This window comes from Yinghuangia sp. YIM S09857 (assembly GCF_051388915.1).
Classification (GTDB): Bacteria; Actinomycetota; Actinomycetes; order Streptomycetales; family Streptomycetaceae; genus Yinghuangia.
The window spans coordinates 73,739-94,193 of sequence record NZ_JBPKBH010000016.1 but is presented as its reverse complement, the minus strand read 5'-3'; the positions used below and the strand labels follow the sequence as shown (position 1 = coordinate 94,193).

Sequence of the window (20,455 nt, the reverse complement as noted above, 5' to 3'; positions counted from 1 at the left end):
AAACCGCCCCGCCCGGAGATCAGGGCGGGGCGGTCGCGGGCGAGTCAGCCTGTTGCCTTCAACGTCGATGTCAGCGACGACCAAGACGACGCGGGGACAACAAACGTGCCCCTGGCGATGTCCTTGCTGTCACGTACGGCCATAGCGGCCGCCATGGCCGCCGTCTCCACGCAGTCGCCACCCTGCGCCGTGCTGTGGGACGACTTGAACCAGCGAGGGGCGGGGGTGTGCTGAGCGTTCACAGAGTCTCCATTGTCGCGCGAATCCACTCGGCCGTGTCTGTCGGCGACAGCGCTGCGGCCTTCAGGCGGTCGAACCGGCGCTCTGCGTCGGTCCGTGTCACCGGATCGTAGGCCACGAACCCCTGCCCGAAGGGCTCCAGGTACACACACTCGTCACCCTCATCGAAACCCATGATCGTGATCGGGCCGTCCAGCATCGTGTGTAGGCCCATGTCGAGCGGCGCCACCTGAATGGTGACGTGCGGCAACGCCCCCACCTTGAGGAGGTGTTCCATCTGCTCGGTCATGAGCCCGCGATTCTGTGGTCGTCTGATCAGAGCGCACTCGTCCAGGATGAACGACAGTTCCGGCGGGTCCTCGCGCTGGATGATGTTCTGCCGGTTCAGGTGTTCCTCTAGCTTCTGCTCCATCCAACCCTGTGGCCTGCGGGCCAGGCCGGTTGACAGGACCGCACGGGCGTAGTCGCCGGTTTGCAGCAGACCCGGGATGACTTGCACGGCGTACTGTCGCAACGACGATGCGCCTGCCTCCAGTTCGAGAACGTGCTCAAACCACTCTGAACCGGGGGGCTCGTTCATTTCGTCGCGTAGTGCCACGAGTGCGCCGCGCGCGTTGAATGCATGGTCGATGACTTGGACGAGGTCCCTGGCTGGCGGCTTCGTCCCTGACTCGATGGCTGAGAAGTGCTTGTTGGAAATGTGCGCTTCGCTCGCGGCCTCGGTCTGTGTCATGCCCTCCAGTTCCCGGTACCGGCGGATCTGTCGACCTAGGAAGTCGAGGATCCAGGAGGGCCGTTGAGGCTCCACATCCCTACGCCGACCTGCCATGTTCTTGCTCCCCCGAGCATCAAGGAGACTTTTCTCCTAGCCACGTGGCGGACCAGTTCACCTGTCTAAGAAGTGACCGCCACCCCGTAGCCCAACGTACCCCGGCGGGTGTTCCCTCAGTAGTGGAACGGTCACGCGGGAGGCTGGAATGGGCCGCGAAGGGGTACCAGGGCGACGCGAGAGCCGCATGACGATCCGGACGTACGAGGCCGACAGCGGCCCCGAGTCCGGGGCGGATCGGCTCTGGGTGATCTCGCCCCGCGATCCCCTTCTCAGCTCGACCACCGCTCTGCGATGGCCGCCCTGCCATTGCCGACGATGCACAGGGGGAGAGCGCACGTGAGCGCGAAAGTTGCGGGCATGACGGCCACACGGCTGGGGCCGGAGACGGTGGCCGGTCTACCGCACCCGGAAAAGTCCGTGGAGGTTGGGTTCGCGCGGGCTGCCATCGAACAGGACGGCGGCGGCTACCAGATCGGCCCCTTGCACCTGCGAGCCTCGGACCTAGAAGGTGCCGTTCTGGCGGTGAGACTTGAGGCCGCGGTGGGACCGGAGACGATGGCCCAGGCCCGTCAGCTCGTTGCCGACGAGGAGGCCCAGCGGGCCAAAGAGGAGGCTCGCCGGCTCATCGAGCACGACCCCGGACGCACTCCCACCGGAGTCCTCTACAGGCTCCGGGACGGACTTCAGGCATGGGGTGAAGTGCCGACTCTGCCGCCGACTGGCGCGCCGGACAACTCCCCCGAGACACAGGGGCGGGACGTCGCGTGAAGCGCGCGTTTGTGGCCCGCATGGAGGGCGGCGGTCACGAGTTCTCCATCCGTGAGCGCCCCGCGCCAGACCGAGCATCCGGACAGGAGCAGCCGGACGATGCGGCACGTCCGCCTGAGGCTCACTGGTCCTTGGGGCAGCGTGTGCTGTTGCCAGGCGGCGGCGTCGGCGTCGTCCAACGAGTCGACGGGAGCATCGCGTACGCGGTGACGTCCGAGGAGGCCAGGGAAGTTCCCATTCCCAAGCACCTCGTGCGGCCGGTGGTGTCATGACTGGGCGACGCAGATTCGGAATCGTCGCGCTGGGGGCTGCGGCGTTCGCGTTCTGGTGCCTGTGGGTGGGCGGGGTGATCGCCGCCATCGGAATCAAGTTCTACGACGCGATGGGGGAGGGCTACACGCCGCGCTCCCGTGCCGTCGCTTCTTCAGCGTTCATTCTGGTCGCCGGCTACCTCGGAGGCGTGGTCGGAGGCTTGGTCTTTGAGAAGTACCGGGCATGGGCGAACGCGATGCCCACCCAGGCTAAGAGTCCTCAAAAGGGCGCGGCGTGGTGACCGCGCCCCGGTCGACTCAGCAGCGGATTGACGACGCATATGCCCGCTTCCGGCGGTCCAGGACGGCCGCTTTCGCACGACTGGACGCTGCACGCGGACCCCTGAGCAGCGAACGCCATGACGAGCAGGACGCCGCCCGTTGGGACGACGACGGAGGACGGCCACGCCCCAACCCGGACGAGACAGGAGCGTGAGTGATGGTCGAGTACCGCGAATGGCTCGTTACCCAGGAGCGACGCGACGGCAGACGGAAGGCACCAGTCGAGCTGAACAGAGACGCCGCCGACTCGAAGTCGCTTACGCCGTCGTCATCGTCCTCGTCGCGGCCGCACAACTCGCCTGGCAGTTGAGGCACCCATGAGCGACGGATGTCCGCAGGCCCAGGGGGTGAAAGCGGCCAACCGTGTCCGCGCTCCTCCGAACTGTTGTTAGGCCAAGTCCAGGCACCGCACCATGAGTTGGGCCCATTGAAGGCCCGGACCACCGCTCTACCGCGAAGGAGCCAGCCGATGAGCGAATCACGCACGGAAGTCGTCCCCGGCAAGGCCCAGGAGTGGGCCGTCACCATCGAGACGCTGGGCAGCGTCCACGACCGCACCGACGCCAACGTGTCGGACCCGCCGCCCCACGCAACCGGCGACAGCCAGCCGGACGGCGATGGACTCAACCACCCCGAGTAGGAACTGAGCAAGAGAGCCAGCAGGGCCGCGCGGATTCCCGCGTGGCCCTGCCCGGTCATGACCCCAACCTACGGAGGCAGCCATGCGACACCGCCTGGTGGAGGCGATCGAAACCGCGCTCGACTGGGACGGCCCTTCCAAGCTCGGGAAGGAGTTCGTGCGCGGAACCATCACCGATCGGTCCCTGCTGACGCGCATACTCACGCCCACCCGGCTCCTGGAACTGGTGATGCGCCGCAGCCTCGGCAACCCGCAGATTCGAGTCTTTCGTGAGGGAAACGAACTTCACCCCCGGGAGTACCTGACTGCGGCCGGCAACCGGCGCGGCCAACACATCCCGATGGTCAACATGCGCCATTTGGGGGCGCTGCTGGGCGAGGGTGCCACGCTCGTACTCGACGGCGCCGACGTGTTCGACCCCACCCTTGAAGTTGCTGCCCGCGCGATGCAGTGGTGGGCCGAGGAACGCACCCAAGTCAACCTCTACCTCACCACCGCGGAAGCGGCCAGTTTCGGGCTGCACTGGGACGATCACGAAGTCGTTGTTGTGCAACTGGACGGAGAGAAGCAGTGGGAGGTGCGCGGCCCGTCGCGCGTCGATCCGATGTTCCGCGACGTCGGCCGCAACGACACCCCCAGCGAGGAAGTCTTGTGGGAGGGCGCGCTTTCCGCCGGTGATGTGATGCACATCCCGCGCGGTTACTGGCACAAGGCCACTCGTGCTGATTGCGGGGACGGCCACAGCTTCCACATGACGATTGGCTTCACCCGGCGAACCGGGGCCGCATGGATGGAGTCCCTGGCCGAATGGTGCCGGGATGACGAGCTGTTCCGGCGGAACCTCGAACGCGACGTGTCGGAGGAACAGGTACTTCAAGCGCAGGAACTGATCAAGGCAGCGGCTGCGTTGGCGGCTGAACGAACGCCCGTGCGCTACCTGGAGCAATTCCCGCTGGAGACCGTCCCCGCCAGACAGGTGCCGTTCCTGCCCACGTTCGGCCCTTTGGAAGCGGTGGTGTGTACCACCCCCTTTCCGCCCTCGATCGCGGTCCATGACGGCCAGGTCGAATTCGCTGCCGCCGGGAAACGTCTGTCCCTGACCGCCGATGCTGAAAGTGCCGTTCGGCTGCTCCTGAGCGGCCACCCCGTACGGCTCGGCTCAGACGTCGACGGCCTGACCCACGGCCTGGCGGACCTACTGGTAAAGGAAGGCTTGTGCGCCACGCTGACCCCCGAATTGTCCTCGGGCTACACCGGTCTGGTCATCGACGGAGCATCCTCGTCAACGCCCTTGACACAGGAATCTGGGCTATAGACACGGCCACCAGCTACGCGAACTTTGGGTCACACAGCGCCCTCGCCGCCGTAGCGTCGGATCTCCTGCCCCGGTTCGACATCTCCACGAAGGTCGGGTTCTTGCCCGGCGCGCGGCACACCTTGGATCCGGTGACATTGCGCAAGGCGATCGAGCAGGCCGGTCGCGACCTCGGGCGAGAACCGAACGCGGTACTCCTGCACAATCCCGAGCAGTCCCTTCGCGGAAGGGAACCCGCGAGGGCACAAGAGGAGTTCGGTCGCGCATGCGCGGCCTTGCAGGAAGCGGCGGCCGAGGGATTTTGTGAGACGTGGGGCGTTTCGTCGTGGGACCCACGGCCCCTTGTGGACATGGGCGGCCTTGCTGGACCCGTGCCACCGCTCACAATGGTCCGCGTCGGCCTACTCGTTCCGATAGACGTCCTTGACGCCTCAGACGCGCTCATGACCAGGTGGAATGTTCACCCCGAACACCGTTGGGGGATGAGCCCCTTCGGGTGTCGACCACATGATCCCGTGTGGAGCCAGATTGACCCCCGCGAGTTCCTGACAGGCGGCGATGTCGCTCGGCTCGAAGGCGCCTTTCGCGTCGCCTACCACCTGCCGGACGTCTCCGCGGTGGCCGTGGGGTCGGACAACCCGGAGCACCTGCAAGGACTCGTGGCGGCGCTCAAGAGCACCCCGAACCTTGAACTCCTGGCCGCCTACCGGGAAGCACTCCGCGCGCGCACGCGGGGCCAACGCCCACTAACCCAGGAGTGATTTCGCAGCGTGGCGGGCGGGCCCGTAGAGCGGATCTTCATTTGAACCGTAGGCAATGACCTTGGCGAGGTTGAAGAGGGCCATGACACGGCCGTCGTCGCTCTCCAAGTCCGCCCGCCGCTCTGCCCACACCCGCGCGGCCAGGTCCGGCACCGCCAGCGAATCGACCCACAGGGTTGCCGCGTCGAGCCCCCGAGGTGCAAGGCCCCAGTCTTCCCAATCCAGGATCGACAACGATGGCCCCGTAACGTTCGCCCAGTTCAGATCCGCGTGCGCTGAATGCCACGTCCGCAGCGACGTATCGCCGGCCTCCGGGAACGCTTCGGCGATCGTTGCCGACACACTCCCCTGAGTGACCACTTGCGTGTCTGGCGTGGCAATCCTGGTCGTGGGTTGCGCCCCCAACGCGTCCAAGGACACGGTGAGTACTTCCCACCAATCCTCAGGCAAGCAAGGGGCCGCAAGCAGTCGGCCGCCCGATTTCACCGGCGACTCGAACACCATGTCGCACTCGTCGGCGTGCCACATCGCCTCATCGTCGCCGCGCCATGACGTACTGGCCCGCCAAGTCGGCATTGCAACGCCCGTCAGAACGGCCGCAGCCTCTACGCCCCAGCCCTGGCCGTCAATGCGAGATGTAGGCCGCCGCTCGATCCTGACCCACGTACTCCGGTCGCTGGCGGCACCAAGCGAACGACGCTTGATGATCACACTGTCTCGATCGAGACGTACATTGAGGGCCCGGCTCACGCGGTCCATAACACTGGTGACATCAACCCGCCGTAGATCCACCGCGTCGCGCATGGAGCGAATCTACAGCGGCCTGCGCGGCGGAAGGGTGACCATCACACGGCAACGAACGTAGCCCGGGTATCCGTTGAACTCGGCGTCATCGAACTGCATCACCTCGACGGCCCCAGCGCTCAACCGCGCAACCGCTTCCGCGACAGCGGCAGGCGGACCGACCAGGTCAGCCGTCGCGGTACAGGGTTCCGGGAAGTCGGCCATGCGGTGACAACGATGGCGCCGGCCAAGGAGTCACAGGCGGGGATTCCAGCGCTTCCCGTTCAGGGCCTCCTCGACCAGGCGCACCTCGCGCTCAAGGGCGGCCGTCTTCGAGCCCTCGAACTCGTACATCCGCATCACCGCCTCAACGGTATGAGCGTCGACGTCCCGCAAATCCGCCCGCGCCGTTCCGTAACCGTGCCGAGCTGCTTGCAGCTCGGCCTCAACGTGCTGCCGCGCCATTCTTGCCAAAAGACACGGGTGCCGCTTCAGAACCTCATGGCGTCTGTAGCCCGGCGGGCACAGGTCATACAGCCAGGCGACTGCGGTCCTCTCCCAATCGTCCACCCCAGGAGGGCGGACGCCTCGCGGCCAGCCCGGCGGAGCGATCCCATCCTGACCCCGAGCCCGCTCGAACCGGCCAGGCTTCTCCCAGGCGGGGCGGTCAGCGACAGATTCGCTCATACGTTCGATGATCGCACAGAGGATGCGTTCATGCAGTACTGACCTTGCGTATGTAGTAAGAAGGTCGGCGCGGCCCTGCCCTGTGGCCATTGGCTAGCTGCGGTGTCGTAGTAAGAAGACTCGAGAACGCAAAGAAGCCCCCCGCTGGAGCGGGGGGCTTCTTACTACGTCCTACAGCCAATCCTCGTCATCCTCGTCGAGGTCGTTGTATGCCGGATCGGCGAACAGCGCTTCGCGAGTCTTGGCGTCATCCGCCATCTGCACGGTCTCACCGAGACCGAGCACCGCGGCGACGACGGCGAGGATGGCCGCGTCAGGCAGGCCGGGGACGTAGACGAGAACAAGGGTGACGACAGCCGCAGCTACGGCGTAGATCCGCGCGGCGTACTCACGGGCGAAAGCCATGATGGAACCTCCGTATGAAGTTGTGTGGGTGGTCAGGTCTTGGGAATGCGGAGCTTCGCCCACGATGTCGGCCCGGGGTAGCCGTCCGCATCGGCCCCGCTGTAGCCGAGCTTCCGCTGAAAGGCTGCGTACGACTGGCGGTCGGCCTCGGTCCATTCCGGCCCCGGGCCGGACTTGTAGCGTCCGCAGCCTTCGGCGACGAGGCGGCGCCCCATCTCGGTGATGATCTGGGAGCGTCGGCCGACCCGGAAGAACGTCGCGCCGGGGAAGGGTTCCAGGACGGACGGCGACGGCTTCGGCGGGGTAGGCGGCTTGGGGGCCGGCGAACTGTTCAGCCGTGCTGCGACGTCTCGGCGGAACTGGTCCATGGGGAACGACGGATCGACCTTGCGGCGGGTCCATTCGCCGTGACCGATCACGGACTGAGCGGTCCAGCCGTGGGCGCGGCAGATCGCTGCGGCCCACCTGACGGCCTGGTCGTACTGCGCGGCCGGGTACGGGTCGCGACCATCGCCGCGGTTTTCGATTTCGAGGCCATACATACGGCTGTTGCCGTCCACTTCATCCGGGCCAGGGCGGAACGGCCCGCCGGACTCAGCGATGACCCGGTCGAGGATCGCAGCGGACCCGGATCCCGCGTGGTTGGTGCGGCCGTGACCGATCAGATGGGTCCTGGCGTCCTTCGCCGCGAACCCGTGGCATACAGGGCCAGGCAGGTCCGAGGATCCGCGCGAGCAGTAGTCGGCCAGGCCCGATCCGACACCGGCCGTGTGGTGGATGACGATTCCATGGACGGGACCCCAAGCCCCCTTGTGGTTGCGGTTGTGGGTCTCCCAGCCGGGCCGAGCAACGATGTTCACCCCCTCGGCCAGGAGGGCGGCGTACATCTGGGCAGCGGTGAGCGGCGTCGCCAAGTTCGTTCCTCTATTCAGTTGTTGAGCGGTGGATCGTGGTTCAGGGCGTCCCGTTGTCCGGGGACAGACGGGAGATCACCGCGACAAGGCGGCGGTTCTCCTCTTCCAGCGCGGTCAACCGGTCTTTGATCTGGGCCAGTTCGTCGGCGAGTCGTTCGGCGCGGGCCTGCCAGGCTTCCGCTTCGCCCTGCCAGATCTCGGCGGCCTGGGCGCGAGACGCGACGCGCGCGACCATCAGGACGGCGATCAGGGCGGCGAGGATGGAGACTCCGGCGATGGCGCCGAAGACGAGATTGATCAGGTCCATGTGTCAGCCCCGCGCCCTGAAAGCGCTGTCAACCCACACGGGATCCACGATGTACGTGCCGGTGAAGGCCAGGTACGTACCCGCGGGCGGATTGGTGAACGGGGCGAGTTCCGTATTGGTCGCGGACGGGGCCACGTAGGCGTCAGGGTCGCCGCCGTCCCAGAACAACGCTGCGGGTCGCAGCTTTGCGTTCGTCGACGTCCACATGAATCCGTGGGTGACTTGCGGGAGAGTGCTCGTGGCAAGCGGTGAGATGGGTGCCTCCGGAGAGACGGACCCGGTCCATGCCTGGGCGAAGAAGAGGTTGTACGAGACGTGAACCACGTCCTTAGCGACCAGTCGCCACTGGCATGAGGCGGTGAGGCCGGCCGGTGACGCGCCGTTGACCTTGGGCGTGAACTTGTGGAGTGGGCCCAGGTCGGCCACCACGGCCACGCTGTTCTGAACGTCCAGCGGGTCCAGCTTGTCGACCGAGCTGAGGACAGGCTTTGTGAGTCCGAATCGCCGGTCGAAGACCAGCCGTCCCCGCGCGCGCAGCGAATATGGATACTCAGCGTGGGACAGTTCGGCACTGGGACCGACGAAGATCCGATCACGGGTGAGCCCGCCCTGGGTCATGATGCCGCTGGGGTCGACGCCGATGAATCCGAGACTGATCTCCCAGACGTTGCCCTGGCCGGTGGCAAGCGCGGGCGGTTGAAAGTAGTTGCCCAGGACGCCCACCTTCAACTGCACGCTGATGCGCCCAAGGTCGCGTTCGAGGCGCACGACGATGCGATCGAACCTGAGGTTCGACGCGGGGACGGCGGGGACGTTAAGCGTCACCGTCTCGGTGAGTTGGTAGTGGAAGCCGCGGATTGCTGCCCTGCCGGGGGACACAGTCAGCAGCAGGGTGCCAATCGAACCGTCGACTTGCAGTCCCGTCGGTGTCTCGCCGTCTGCGCCCAGGAGGACGCCATCCACGGCGTGGGGGGATGTGAGGTATTGCCATTCCTCGGCGCGAACCTGGGATGTGGCGAACGGGTATGAAAATTCGGGCACTTGTCACCTCCAGCCCTTGGCGCGGCCGAGGGCGGTCCAGAGCTTGCGGACCTGCACATACAGGTCGGGGGTTTCAGTGGCGTCCTGGCCGCCGATGGTCGGTGAGATCTCGAACCCTTCGGCGGTGTCAGAGATGGTGACCTCGCGGACCACGTCCACGACGTCTAGGCCGTTGATGGAGCACGACACGCGGTCGCCCGGCCAGTAGTCGCGGCCGAACCGGATCTGTTCCGTGTCGATCGGCGTCACGCTCAGGTATCCGCCTCCACGGTTCTCCTCGAACTCCTCGCGTGAAGCAGCACGCAATAGGCGGTAGTTCGCGTCTCCGGAGTTCGGAACGGCGGGCGGATCGACGTCGTCGCGTTCGGCGTACCGCTCCACGCGCCGGCCCCATTCCGGTCCGGCCGGGTAGTCGGCGGTGTGGTAGTAGCGACCGGTGTTTCCGTCGGTGCCCTTGCTGGCGACGATTACGTGCGTTGCCTTGGGCGACGAGAACGAGTATTGAGCGGAGGTCAGGTTGCCGATGTCGCGGGAAAACCGCACATACGGCGAGCGGTCCCGCGACGGCCACATGTCGAGCACGAACGAGTACGGATCACGCCCGACGACCGGACGCGGCAGGTCGGGATCCTGCACCAGGCGAAAGGACAGGCCGCCCTCGTCGGCGACGGAAGTCACCGCGTCATAAAGGCTCCCGAATCGGAACGTCCGGCTGACCGGCGCACCCATCTCGGTCGTGCTGTCAGGCCCGACGACAAGATTGGGATGCCTTCGGGGGGCGAGCGCGTAGGGCCCGACGTTGTACTTGATCAGTTCGGCGATGAGGGCGCCCGCCTGCACGTTGTCCCGAACGAATTTGGTGACGGCCTGGGCGTTGATGTCGCGGGTGGGGTCGGGAAAGACTACGGCGCGTTTCAGTACTGCTGTGTCGCAGACTCCTTGAGCCACCAGGGTTCCGGCGTCGGTGGTCTCCTGCCCGAGCGAGACCTGGAACGCCTCCGCCGGTCCGGTGAGGAGCGGCCGGGCCACGCCTTCCATCCAGATCGTCACGCGGTGCCCGGGGGCCAGGAGCCGGGCGTTCGGGTCGTCAGCGCGAATAGTGATCGTCCAGGACGACACGCGGGAAGCCCGGAGGATGACGTTCGCGTTGCGGTACGAGTCGATTTCGCCGATCGGACGGCGGTCGGGCCCGTGCGCAACGATGCGCAGCCGTCCCATGATCCTCCAAGGTCAATGGCCCAAATACCTGGGTATGAAGGTGACTTCGATGCTTGATTGCGGATCTGCTCCGTCGGCGGAGACGTCGATCAGGTTGACGCCGCCGGTCAGTGGCCACAGGTCGGCGGACTCCACCGAAGGCCAGGCGTTGACGGGCACCCCGGAGACCGGGATCAGCTCGACGCGTTTGCGGCCGGGACGGGTATCGATCTCCAGTACCTCGCCGGGGCCGACCATCGCATTCACCGTCATCGTGCGGCCGGAGGTCAGGTTGGCCAGGCGCATGGCCGCACCGAAGGGGCCGACGAACCGCCAGATTGGCCAGGTGTCCGCTTCGGAACCGGAGTCGATGTTCTGGCCGCCCAGCAGGAGCGAAGGACTGATCCGCAGCGGAAGGAACGGTGTCGGGGTGCCGCCGTCGAGATGCGTCAGGAACGGCGTCCCAGGCACCATGCCGAACCGCATGCGCCGTTCGCTGCCGTACCAGAACGGATCGGGAGCCATGAGCTGAACACCGGTGCGGGCCCAAGTCCGACCAGCGGAATCCCGAGCTTCGTCACCCTCGAACCCGCCTGTGTATACGGCAGTGCAGTGCCGTTCGCTGCCGTCCGGCTCGGTAACGCTGATGGTCACTCGCCCGCGTTGCGGATCCAGGGCACGCCGCAGGCCACGGCGGATCTGCATGAACGCTTCACGAGTAGGCCCCTTCACGGCGACAGCGAAGGCCATGCTCCGTGTCGCGTATCTGATCCGGTTGACGGCTCCGCCGTCCAGGAGGGCGTAGTCCTCAGTGGCGATGTCGGGCGGCGGCATGTCCAGACCGGTCGCGCCGGGTTGCAGGAACACCCCCGCGGCTTGGCCGGACACGGGCGCGGACAGATTCCATACGGATCCATCCGCGCCCGTCATCACAACCTGGGCCCGGCCTGCCGAAGGGCCGCCCGCTCCTGGTGCGGGCATGGTCATCTCCATTCAGGTCATGCCGAGCCGTACACCATGTCCGCGAACCGCAGCGCGTTAAGGAGCTGCTTCTCGGTGGGGGTGTCGGGAGCGGCGTACATGTTGACGGTGTGGCCGCCACGGCTGATCAGTCCGGCCTCGCGCAGCAGCTCGGCCATGCGCTGGGGGCGGTTCAGGGGAAGAACCAGTTCGGGGCCCTCCTCGCCGACCATCGCCCAGGTAGGTGATGTCACAAGGCCGCCGTTGGCGTACTGCGGTGCGTTGGACGCGGCGACGCTCGCAGCTCCTTGGCTGCTGTCCTTGCCCCCGACCCAGTCGAGAATCGGGTTCACAGCCCAACGCAGGGGAGCGGTGGCCACGGTGACCCCCCACGGGGAGAAACCGGCCCCCCGCGCCCAGGATTCGGCTTTGCCGGAGATCCCCCGCACCAGCGGTTCGACCATCTTCTTGACGCCCTTGCGCGTCAAGTCCTCGATTTCGTCGATGACATCGCCCACCACATCGGTGGCGCCGTCCCAGACGTCACCGACGATGCCGCCGAGACCGAACTTCTGGATGCCTCGCCCCGCTGCTGCGGCTGCGTTCCACGCGAGGATTCGAGCGGACCCGAGCCAGCGCACGACCTCGGGGCGCAAAACCCCTTCGCCGGGCGCGAGCATCGCCGGCACCTGGTCCTTGCCAGGGGCGTAGCCCGGCACGATCCCGCCCTGGGCGAACCCGGGAATGGTCGGAACGGAAACGCCGATCCAGTTCAGGAACTTGTTGATCCCGCCGCCGCTCCCGTTTTCCGGGCCGATCAGCTTGTCGTTGATCCACTGGACGGTTGCACGAACCGGCGAGGCGACCTTTTCCTTGATCTTGTCCCAGGCTTCGCCGATCACGTCCTTCGCGGAGGTGAACGCGGCGCCGACCAGGCCGATGGCTGCGCCGAGGCCCGACAGGGCCGGGGAGATGACCCAGGTCCAGGCCCACGAGATCGCGGAGCCGATCCCGGACATCACCGGTTCCACGATGTCCCGGTACAGCCAGGTGAGGGCCGGTCCGAGGATGTCACGTAGGAACCACCACAGCGCCTCAAGGGCGGGCTTGACGCTTAGCGACCACATGACCGAGACGGCCCAGCCGAGCAGCGCGAGAATGGGCTGCGCGATTTCCCACAGCACTCGCAGCGCGGCCACCACGAACCCGAGGACTGCGACCAGGGCGTCAAGGGCCGGGGCGATCACCTTTTGCCAAGTAACGGTGACGACGTCGCCGATCCAGGTGAAGACCGTCCAGAACTTCGCCCAGAGATCTTCCAGGATCGGGATGACGTGCTCGCCGAGGAAATCCCCGATGGCCTTGAGGGTCGGCCATATTGCTTGTCCCCAGGCTGTGGAAACCACGGCGCCGATCGCGCCGAACACGGTGACCGTGACCGACCACAGCAGTTCGAGCGCAGGAACGACAACCGTCGTCAGCAGCGTCGTGAGCGCCGAGAACGTGGGCTGAAGGACCTTCAGCCACAACGCCTCGACCGTGGGGATGACAGCGTTGACGACCGGCTGAACCCACGTGTTCCACAGGGCCGCAACCGCCGGTGCGACCTTGTTGACGGTGTAGTCGTGAATGCCGTCGTAGGCCGGGCGGATGTGCCCCGTCCACGCGGTGGAAACCGCGTCGGACATGCCTCCCCATTGGCCGGCGATCCACGGGCCCATCTCGGCCACGCCGGGACGGCCGGACTTCGCCCACCAATCGGAGAACTCGGCGAAACGCGGTCGGATCCGGTTCGTCCACGCGGACTCGACGGCGTCCGAGGTGCGGTTCCATGCGTCCTTGGTGTCGGACCACATTTCGGCAACCGCCGGTCGACCGGATTCGCTCCACCAACCCGCCACGCCGTCATAGGTCGGCTTCAGGTACCGATTCCACGTCGTCGACGCGACGTCTTTCACACCGTTCCACGCCTTGCCCGTGAACTCGCGAAATTCCTCCGAGTTGCGGTATGCGATGACGAGGGCGGCACCGATGGCAAGGATCACCGCAACGAACGGATTCGCCACGATCAGGCCGAGCGCACCGGCGAAAAACTTCGTGGCCACACCGACCGCCATCAGCACCGGCCCGAGGAACGTCAGACCGGTGACGGCGTCCTTCACCCAGCCCGGCGCGTCTCGCAGCCAGGTCAGGGCCTTGTCCGCGACCGTGAACACGGCTTCCGCGATCGGAACCATCTTGGCGAGTGCGGAAATGAACAGCGGCAGCGACAACTCAGCGAGGTGATCGACCTGCCCGATCAGCTTTTGAAACTGCTTGCCGAGCGGCGTATAGACGTACTCACCTTGCGAGTTCATCGCCACGAACATCTCGGCGAAGGTCTGCCGAAGCTTCTCCTTCATGTTGTCCCAGGCGCCCGTAATGGTGGACGACGCGGTGACAGCCGCTCCGGCGGCGCGGTCGAACTTCGGTTGCAGTGCCTCGATCAGCGTGTTCGCGCTGATCTGCTCGCCTTTGGCGAGTTTCTGGCGAAGCTCGCCGATGGACATTCCCATCTTGTCCGCGAGCGCCTGCCACGCGTTGACGCCGTTTTGGGACATCTGGTTCATGTCCTGGGTTTTGACGACGCCCATGGTGATGACGTCGGTCAAACCCTTCAAGGCACGGCCGTACTTCGCCGCATTCGTCACACCCACCGATGCGGCGTAGTCCGAGAACTGCATGAGCAGCTTCTTGGACTTCTCCAACCCCATTCCGGAGTCGAGGAGTTTCGGCATGGCATTCGCCATGTCCTGGAACGTGTACGGCGTCTTGGCCGCGAAATCGTTCAACTCCTCGATCGCGGCGCCGGATTGGCTGGTCGCGATCCCCATGGACAGCATCCGCTTTTGCAGGGAGACCAGTTCGTCGCCCATGGTGGCGCCCATTTTCACGGCGGCCTCTGTCGCGCGGACAAACGGCATCGTGAGTGTGTTGGTGAGGATCTGCCCCGTCGTTGTCGCTGTGTTCGCGATCCGGTGCAGTTCGGACGTCAGCGCATTGCCGACGTAACCGAATGCCGACGACAGGGACCGCTGATAGGTGTCCGCCGTGCGACTCGCGGTTTGGGAAACCGACTGACCGGCCCGTGCGGCGGTGGCCGCCATGGCGGTGGTGGATGCGGCAGCGGCCCGACTGCCCGCGCCGATGTGCGTGGAGATCGCCGTTCCGGCCGCCGCGCTGCTGGTCGTCGCGAATGTCCGGGCGAGGCCGAAGGTGGGAATCAGAGTGCCGGTGATGTATCCGGCGGCGGTGGTGACGTGCCCCCGAACCGCGGTGACCAATGGCGCCAGAAGGCCCGTGGCGGCGGTTCGGACACGGGTGAACGCGGAGGTGAATGGGGCGGCGATCCCGGCTCCGACGCTGGCCGCCGCCGAGCCGATCCGGCGGATGTCGCCGACGACTCCGCGCACGCTGGGGTGGCTGCGAATCGCGGCGAACCCGGCCACGATGGGGCCGGTGATGGTGGCCTGAGCTGCTGACGCGAAGATCCGCAGATCGCCCAGCAGTTCCCGCGTGAGCGTCGAGGACCACGCCGCCCGAAACGGGCGGGCGGCCTGCGTACCGAGCTGCGTGCCGAGACTGGCCAGGCGTGGCCGCAGGACGCGCCCAAGATCCTGGGCAATGGTCTGGCCGACAGACGCGAGCCCGAGAGCAATCGGCCGAACGATCGAGGTCTGGACGGCGCCGGTGACCTGCGGGGCGGCGGCCCGGGTCCCCGTGGTGGCGCCCTGGCCAATCGACTGGCCCACGGTGGTGCCGGTCTGCCGCGCGGACGCGGTGACCTGGCGGTAGGCCGCAGTGAGGTGCGTAGTAAGAAGGCGTCCAGCGGTGCGGCCCGCACTGGCGTGGCCTTGCACCCAAGCCTGTCGCGTCAGCCTGCTTTGCAGGCGCGCGGATTGGGTGACCTGGGCGTGGTCGGCGAGGATTCCGCGAGTCGCGGCGGCCGAGGCGTCGCGTGTCTGCTGGTGGGCGTCGCGGGCGAGGTTGCCCGCGCTGATCGCAGCCGCACCGGCCCGGGTGTATTGCAGTCGGAAGGAGCCGCCGACCCGTCCGGCAGCGGCCTCGGCAGAGTTGCCAACCCGTTCATGGACGCGTTCGGCAACGCGGCCCAGGCTTTGGATGGCGCCGCCGACTTGCTGACCGTAGGCACGCGAGAAGACCCGCGCGGAGCGGGAGGCGACCCCTTCCAAACGGGTCGCGAGGCGGCCCAAATTCCTTTCGATGGCGGTGACTTCGCGGCTGAACGCACGGGCGAACTCCGCCCCGGCCTGTCGGCCGGCGTTCCGTCCAGCCTCAGCGGCCCGAGTCCGCACAGAGGTCAACGCGCGGTTGATAGAAGTTTCCAGGGCGGAGGCCAGGCTCCTGCCGATGGCGTTGCCCATGGCCTCGCCCAGGCCCCGCATGTCGGTGGACAGCCCGGATTTGAGCTTGGTGAAATCGGCCTTGATGACCTTGGGGCGGATCTCGACGTAGCCGACACCTACGCGGACGCCGGAGACTGCGCCCCGGCCGGAGGCCCCGCCTCCCGAACCTCCGGCCGTGGCCATAGAACTCCTATTCAGTTGTGTGTGCTGCTCAACCCGTGAGCTGCTGCAAAAAGCTGTGAACCTCGGCCGCCGACGCGAACTCAGTTTCCGGTTCGGCCGGTTCGACGCCTGGGCGCGGAAACCGTTCTGGCGGATCGATGCGCCGTGACTCTTCGGAGTTGACGCGCAGCGTCAGCCAGTTCGCCAGTTCCATACGGTCGATCAGCTCGGCTGTCAGATAGTCCGTCGCAGTCCACGCGTTGGCCGGGTGCATGGCTTCGGCTAGAGCGGATCGGCCAGGCATGCGCAGCAATCGCGCGACGAGCACGACCAGGCGGCGGATGGAGACGCGCCCGCGCGGGACATCCAGTACATCCACGTCGAAGAACTGCAAGAGGTCGGCTTCGAGTTCGTGGGGAAACCGATGCCAGGCGCGAGCGGCGGCCGTCAGTTTCCCTGGCTGCCCAGGCCCGAGGCGGAGGCCAGTGCCTCGGCGAACTCGGCCAGGTCGCGGAGCGTCGGCCGCAGTTCGCGGAAGCGGTTCCATTCCTCGTCGCCGAGCATGAGCCGTACGGCCGTCAGTCCGTTGCCGGAGTCCGCAGCGTCCAGGATGTCAACGGACATGTCGAGCGCCGGGAGGGTGCGGAACTGCACACCCCGGAAACCGAATTCGATGCCCTCGTCGGCTGCCTCCGCCTCGACGGGATTCGTCGGCCGCTTCGGCGCGGTGCTGCGGGTGCGGTTGTTCTTCTTCTTACCCATGCGGAGCGGTCTCCCGGTATTCAGTTGTTGAACGGTGAGGCGGAGGAGGTACGTCGGCGGATCAGGTCACGGCGAGGGTCACGGACTTCGTCCCCGCGGTGCCCGTCGCCTGAATCGTGTAGGTGCCGGTCGGCGCGTCGGCCGCCACGGTCACAGTCGCGGAAATTGCGCCGCTGGTGAGCGTCACGGTTCCCACGGTCACCTTCGTCGTGCTCGGGCCGGTCACGGCAACCGTGGGAGCCGTACCGCTGCCCCAGTTCGATCCGGTGAGGCTCGCCGTGCCGCCCTTCGCCACCGAGGTAGGAGCGACCGCCAGCGTCGGAAGGACGATCGGCGTCGTCGGCGCCATCTGCGGATCGTTCGACAGCACGTAGCCAAGCACGCCGGAAGAATCGAGGGCGTCATACGTCACGCCGAGCGACTGCGCGTCGGCACGGACCAGCTTGAGCGCGTCGCGCGAGGACACCATTCCTCGCGGAATCACGAGCATGTTGGAGACCTTGGCGTCGCCCCACTGCACAATCATCGCCAGTTCGGCGAGGGTTGGATTCGACGCGATCGGCAGCCGGAAGACCCCGGGAACCTCCTGGCCTTGGGCGTCGGTGACCTTCTCCCATTCCGCACCGAAGTAGAGAGAGGTGGTCGCCGGGTCGGTCTGCAAGAGCGTCGCCTTGACCTGGAGCGAGGCCGCGGTGACGGTGTGCATGACCGGGGTCGCGGACTGCCAAGCCTCAAGGGCCTGCGTCTCGATCGCGGGCGTCAGTTCGACGCCATCCGAAGAGGCGTAACCCAGAGCGAGCCACTCCGGACCGAGGTCCGCTGTCGGATTGGTGGGGAAGACGGGGTTCGACGCGAGCGAGGCCACGTACATCTGACCACGCGGCGCGAAGCGGATTGCGGCGGTGTTGTTGAAAGCCACTGTGTCCCTATGCAGTTGTCTCGAACAGGTAGATCGCGAAAGCGAAGGTGTAGCGCGACTCCCGTGACAGCTCGTCCGGGGTCGGCGTCGGCATCATCAGTTCTTCGGCGTCGGCGACCTGGACGCCGTGAGCGACGTGAGCCGGCAGGCTCGACAAGGCGGCATCGCGCAGACGAAACGCCAGAGCGGATGCGGCTTCGCGGGTGGCCGCGTACACGTGGATGACGAACTCCGCGCGGTCCATCCGATCGCGGACAACGCGGTATCCGCCGTCGAAGTCAACGATGACCGCCGATTTGCCTTCCGGCCTGCCGATCCAGTCACCGGACACGTAGACGCCGGGACCCGCGTGTTCAATCATGAACTCGGCTACCAGCGGGGTGGGTTCAGTCAGCACCGGACACCTGTGATTCCCGCAGTGCGCGCGTCAGGATCTTCTTGCCCCGGTAGGACTTGCCGGTTCGGTAGTGCGTCCACCCGTACTCAAGAACGACCGCGTGACGCGTCGCCACGACGGCAGCCCAGCGGCCGGACGAATCCATGCCGTGGCGGATGTGCAGGCTCCGCGCATAGGCTCCAGCGCGGCGGTCCTCAGCTCGGTTCGCGAGCTGCATCGCCCGGCCGCCGACACGTTGAGCAGCAGCCGTGACCAACGGCGAAACGCCAGGCAGCCGCGACAGCTTTTGCTCAAGATCCGGGTCCCAGTGAATCACCAGGTCAGCCATCGTCGGCCACCTCCTGGACCACGGTCCGGACATGGGCGCGACTGCCTACGCGCCATTCCTCGGGGTTCTCGATCACCTCGTACCAGTCGGACCCGCAGCGAATACGGTCCCCTTGCCGCACAGCCATGTAGGCCGGGAGATAGGCCCGGCCGACCATGGGTGAGGACTCGTTGACGACCTGCGTCCTCGCTGCCGTGTCCGGCTGAACGGATCCCAGGACAGCGGCAATCCGTACAGCAGCCCCCCAATCCCGATGCCGGGACAGGGGGCCGTCGACCAGCGGGGCCCGCCACAACTCGATGCGATCCGTCATCAGCGTCATGTGCGTTGCACCGCCACCGATGCCATGCGTGGCCGATAGCGGGTCAAGCTTCGCCGTACCTGGGCGGAGAGTTCGCCGGTCGCCCCGCCCCCCGCGTAGGTGACTTCAAGATCCCCGACGCGTTCCGAGTAGACGCCAGGGGACAGGGCGATCAGCCGCATGGCCTCGGCCGCACAGATCGCAGTCACGTCCGCTGGTGTTTCGCGGTATCCCCATGACGCGGTGACGTCGACTTGTTGGCCGTCACGCCGCCATCCGCGACGGCGATACAGGGCCAGGCCATCCGCCCACCAGTCGGTGACTTCCTCTCCGTCGACCAGGACGCGGGACACCCCGTGCAGGGGCCGCATCGAGGACGGCAGATCGAGGGCGATCCCGACTCGGGATGTGAGCTTCACGGCCTGGTCCAGGTGCTCGCCGAAGTCAATGCCGCAGTGCCCCCGGATGAGGGCGGACACGTCATCGAGGAGAGCCTGAACGCGGGCCGCCTCCTCATCTGCGAGAGGGCGGCCCAGGCGTACCGCGATGTCGGCGACCGTAGCCAGGGCCGCCACGCTCACGCCTTCGGCAGGAGCTTGATGCGAACGGCCCGCTTGATCTTGCCGTCGTCCTCAACGGTGGCCTTCAGGCCCGCGAAGGTCGAGATGATGGAGCGGTCCTGAAGCATGTCCGGGTCGTAGTCCATGATCCAGCGGGCCGCGATACCTGCGACCGACTGACCGGCACCGAACGGCACACCACGCGGAACCACGGGGGCCCTGGTCGCGAGGATCATCGCGGTCTGATGCATCGCGAAGATCACGGCACCGCTGGTGACGTTTTCGATTTCGTTGCTCACAACGATGTCGAAACCGCCGAGACGACCGATCACGGCCTCCCGCAGCGCGGACGTGCTGCCGCTGAAGTCCGCGGCAACGAAATCCGGGTCCTTCAGCAGGATGGCCTCAGCGGTCGGCCCCGCCAGCAAGAACCTGCCGTTGGCCGGCACCCCGTTCTTGTTCATGTCCGCGCGGGCGTCGATGATCGCCTCACGCACCGCGCGCGCCGAACCGGTCGAGTCCGCGGCGAGCTGCGCAGAGATCTCCTTGACGCCTTTTGCGGGAACGAAGTCCGTGTTGATCTGCGCGGCGATCTTCTTCTCGAAGTACTCGGCCATGCCGCGAACCTGCGGCCTCAGGACCTGCGAACCGAAGTTCGCGATGTCCATCGCGGCCTGCTCGTCGGTGACCTTGACGCCGTTGCCCGGGTACAGGTCCAACTTCACCGGCATGGTGGTCTCGGTGATGTCGTTGTACTTGATGTTGCGGCCCGGGGTCGGCTTCTCCGCCCCCCGGTAGCCGATGTCCTCGGTGGGGGTCCCCCTGGCGGGCCTCTTCACGTTGATCGTGTCGCGGTAGCCGCCGGTGAAGTCGAACGCCGAATCGCGGTAGCAGACGCCCGGCAGAACGATCTCCTGCTCCAGGAGACCAAGCGCCGCGACTACGACCTGCTTCTGATCGAGATTGAACGCGTGAACCATGTTGAGTTGTGGGTCCCTCTATGAAGTTGTGGCCCGGTCGTCCAACTCACGGGAGACACGGGTTGTACGATGACGGCGCGAGCACAGCAGACCCGATACTCAGCCGTATCGCGTCAAGTGGTCTGCTGCGCCCTGGGGTTGCCCCGGACTTGCAAACCGTTGGCTGCGGTTGGTCCGGTGCTGCCCGCCCGGACCAA

At 66.4% G+C, this 20,455-nt stretch carries 23 protein-coding genes and 1 pseudogene; 6 read left to right on the top strand and 18 right to left on the bottom strand.

All coding sequences use genetic code 11. The features are described 5' to 3' along the window. Window positions 1-44 precede the first annotated feature (44 nt). Window positions 45-242, bottom strand: a complete 198-nt coding sequence (locus ACRX5S_RS28855) for a DUF397 domain-containing protein (RefSeq protein ID WP_436776063.1) — start codon at window positions 240-242, stop codon at window positions 45-47. Continuing rightward, a complete protein-coding gene (locus ACRX5S_RS28850) occupies window positions 239-1,069 on the bottom strand; it encodes a helix-turn-helix domain-containing protein (RefSeq protein ID WP_436776062.1) in 831 nt (276 codons plus the stop codon). Before ACRX5S_RS28850 ends, ACRX5S_RS28855 begins: the two co-directional genes overlap by 4 nt. A 339-nt stretch (window positions 1,070-1,408) precedes the next feature. Between ACRX5S_RS28850 and ACRX5S_RS28845 the strand changes: the two genes are divergently transcribed. From ACRX5S_RS28845 to ACRX5S_RS28820, 6 genes and pseudogenes are all read left to right on the top strand, one after another. Continuing rightward, window positions 1,409-1,840: a hypothetical protein gene (locus tag ACRX5S_RS28845; protein WP_436776061.1), complete on the top strand. Its 432-nt coding sequence runs from the start codon at window positions 1,409-1,411 to the stop codon at window positions 1,838-1,840. A gap of 346 nt (window positions 1,841-2,186) precedes the next feature. Beyond that, window positions 2,187-2,393: a hypothetical protein gene (locus ACRX5S_RS28840; RefSeq protein WP_436776060.1), complete on the top strand. Its 207-nt coding sequence runs from the start codon at window positions 2,187-2,189 to the stop codon at window positions 2,391-2,393. A gap of 509 nt (window positions 2,394-2,902) precedes the next feature. Next, window positions 2,903-3,073: a hypothetical protein gene (locus ACRX5S_RS28835; protein ID WP_436776059.1), complete on the top strand. Its 171-nt coding sequence runs from the start codon at window positions 2,903-2,905 to the stop codon at window positions 3,071-3,073. An 82-nt stretch (window positions 3,074-3,155) separates the two neighbouring features. Further along, window positions 3,156-4,388: a JmjC domain-containing protein gene (locus ACRX5S_RS28830; RefSeq protein ID WP_436776058.1), complete on the top strand. Its 1,233-nt coding sequence runs from the start codon at window positions 3,156-3,158 to the stop codon at window positions 4,386-4,388. Continuing rightward, window positions 4,289-4,717: pseudogene (locus tag ACRX5S_RS28825) on the top strand (aldo/keto reductase); the annotation flags it as partial. The gene ACRX5S_RS28830 and the pseudogene ACRX5S_RS28825, both read left to right, overlap by 100 nt. A 186-nt stretch (window positions 4,718-4,903) precedes the next feature. Continuing rightward, entirely contained in the window at window positions 4,904-5,149 is a 246-nt protein-coding gene (locus tag ACRX5S_RS28820; protein ID WP_436776166.1) for a hypothetical protein, read from the top strand. Here ACRX5S_RS28820 and ACRX5S_RS28815 read toward each other — a convergent pair. From ACRX5S_RS28815 to ACRX5S_RS28740, 16 genes are all read right to left on the bottom strand, one after another. Beyond that, a complete protein-coding gene (locus ACRX5S_RS28815) occupies window positions 5,135-5,953 on the bottom strand; it encodes a hypothetical protein (protein WP_436776057.1) in 819 nt (272 codons plus the stop codon). The two genes, ACRX5S_RS28820 and ACRX5S_RS28815, sit on opposite strands and share 15 nt — an antisense overlap. Before the next feature lie 837 nt (window positions 5,954-6,790). Further along, window positions 6,791-7,024 (bottom strand): hypothetical protein, encoded by a 234-nt coding sequence (locus ACRX5S_RS28810; protein WP_436776056.1) that lies wholly within the window; start codon window positions 7,022-7,024, stop codon window positions 6,791-6,793. Between the two features lie 32 nt (window positions 7,025-7,056). Continuing rightward, on the bottom strand, window positions 7,057-7,938 hold the full coding sequence (locus ACRX5S_RS28805) for a peptidoglycan-binding protein (RefSeq protein WP_436776055.1): 882 nt from the start codon (window positions 7,936-7,938) through the stop codon (window positions 7,057-7,059). 40 nt (window positions 7,939-7,978) lie between these two features. Beyond that, on the bottom strand, window positions 7,979-8,245 hold the full coding sequence (locus ACRX5S_RS28800; RefSeq protein WP_436776054.1) for a hypothetical protein: 267 nt from the start codon (window positions 8,243-8,245) through the stop codon (window positions 7,979-7,981). Window positions 8,246-8,248: 3 nt separating this feature from the next. Continuing rightward, window positions 8,249-9,286 carry a hypothetical protein gene (locus tag ACRX5S_RS28795; RefSeq protein WP_436776053.1) on the bottom strand — a complete coding sequence of 346 codons (1,038 nt, stop codon included), beginning with the start codon at window positions 9,284-9,286 and terminating at the stop codon, window positions 8,249-8,251. 3 nt (window positions 9,287-9,289) lie between these two features. Continuing rightward, window positions 9,290-10,504, bottom strand: a complete 1,215-nt coding sequence (locus tag ACRX5S_RS28790; RefSeq protein WP_436776052.1) for a Gp37-like protein — start codon at window positions 10,502-10,504, stop codon at window positions 9,290-9,292. Window positions 10,505-10,516: 12 nt separating this feature from the next. Beyond that, window positions 10,517-11,476 (bottom strand): hypothetical protein, encoded by a 960-nt coding sequence (locus tag ACRX5S_RS28785; protein WP_436776051.1) that lies wholly within the window; start codon window positions 11,474-11,476, stop codon window positions 10,517-10,519. A 5-nt stretch (window positions 11,477-11,481) separates the two neighbouring features. Beyond that, the gene (locus tag ACRX5S_RS28780; protein ID WP_436776050.1) at window positions 11,482-16,032 is read right to left on the bottom strand and encodes a tape measure protein; all 4,551 of its coding nucleotides are present in this window, start codon (window positions 16,030-16,032) and stop codon (window positions 11,482-11,484) included. Window positions 16,033-16,060: 28 nt separating this feature from the next. Continuing rightward, window positions 16,061-16,405 carry a hypothetical protein gene (locus ACRX5S_RS28775; RefSeq protein WP_436776049.1) on the bottom strand — a complete coding sequence of 115 codons (345 nt, stop codon included), beginning with the start codon at window positions 16,403-16,405 and terminating at the stop codon, window positions 16,061-16,063. Window positions 16,406-16,458: 53 nt separating this feature from the next. Continuing rightward, window positions 16,459-16,773 carry a hypothetical protein gene (locus ACRX5S_RS28770; RefSeq protein WP_436776048.1) on the bottom strand — a complete coding sequence of 105 codons (315 nt, stop codon included), beginning with the start codon at window positions 16,771-16,773 and terminating at the stop codon, window positions 16,459-16,461. Between the two features lie 61 nt (window positions 16,774-16,834). Beyond that, window positions 16,835-17,692, bottom strand: coding sequence for a hypothetical protein (locus ACRX5S_RS28765; protein WP_436776047.1), 858 nt, complete (start codon window positions 17,690-17,692; stop codon window positions 16,835-16,837). A gap of 7 nt (window positions 17,693-17,699) precedes the next feature. Continuing rightward, complete coding sequence (locus ACRX5S_RS28760; protein ID WP_436776046.1) at window positions 17,700-18,089, bottom strand: hypothetical protein; 390 nt, start codon at window positions 18,087-18,089, stop codon at window positions 17,700-17,702. Continuing rightward, window positions 18,079-18,417, bottom strand: coding sequence for a hypothetical protein (locus tag ACRX5S_RS28755; protein ID WP_436776045.1), 339 nt, complete (start codon window positions 18,415-18,417; stop codon window positions 18,079-18,081). The genes ACRX5S_RS28760 and ACRX5S_RS28755 overlap by 11 nt, the downstream gene beginning before the upstream one ends. Beyond that, complete coding sequence (locus ACRX5S_RS28750) at window positions 18,410-18,739, bottom strand: hypothetical protein (protein WP_436776044.1); 330 nt, start codon at window positions 18,737-18,739, stop codon at window positions 18,410-18,412. The genes ACRX5S_RS28755 and ACRX5S_RS28750 overlap by 8 nt, the downstream gene beginning before the upstream one ends. Then, a complete protein-coding gene (locus ACRX5S_RS28745) occupies window positions 18,736-19,293 on the bottom strand; it encodes a phage gp6-like head-tail connector protein (RefSeq protein WP_436776043.1) in 558 nt (185 codons plus the stop codon). The genes ACRX5S_RS28750 and ACRX5S_RS28745 overlap by 4 nt, the downstream gene beginning before the upstream one ends. A gap of 2 nt (window positions 19,294-19,295) precedes the next feature. After that, complete coding sequence (locus ACRX5S_RS28740; protein WP_436776042.1) at window positions 19,296-20,258, bottom strand: P22 phage major capsid protein family protein; 963 nt, start codon at window positions 20,256-20,258, stop codon at window positions 19,296-19,298. Between the last annotated feature and the right edge of the window lie 197 nt (window positions 20,259-20,455).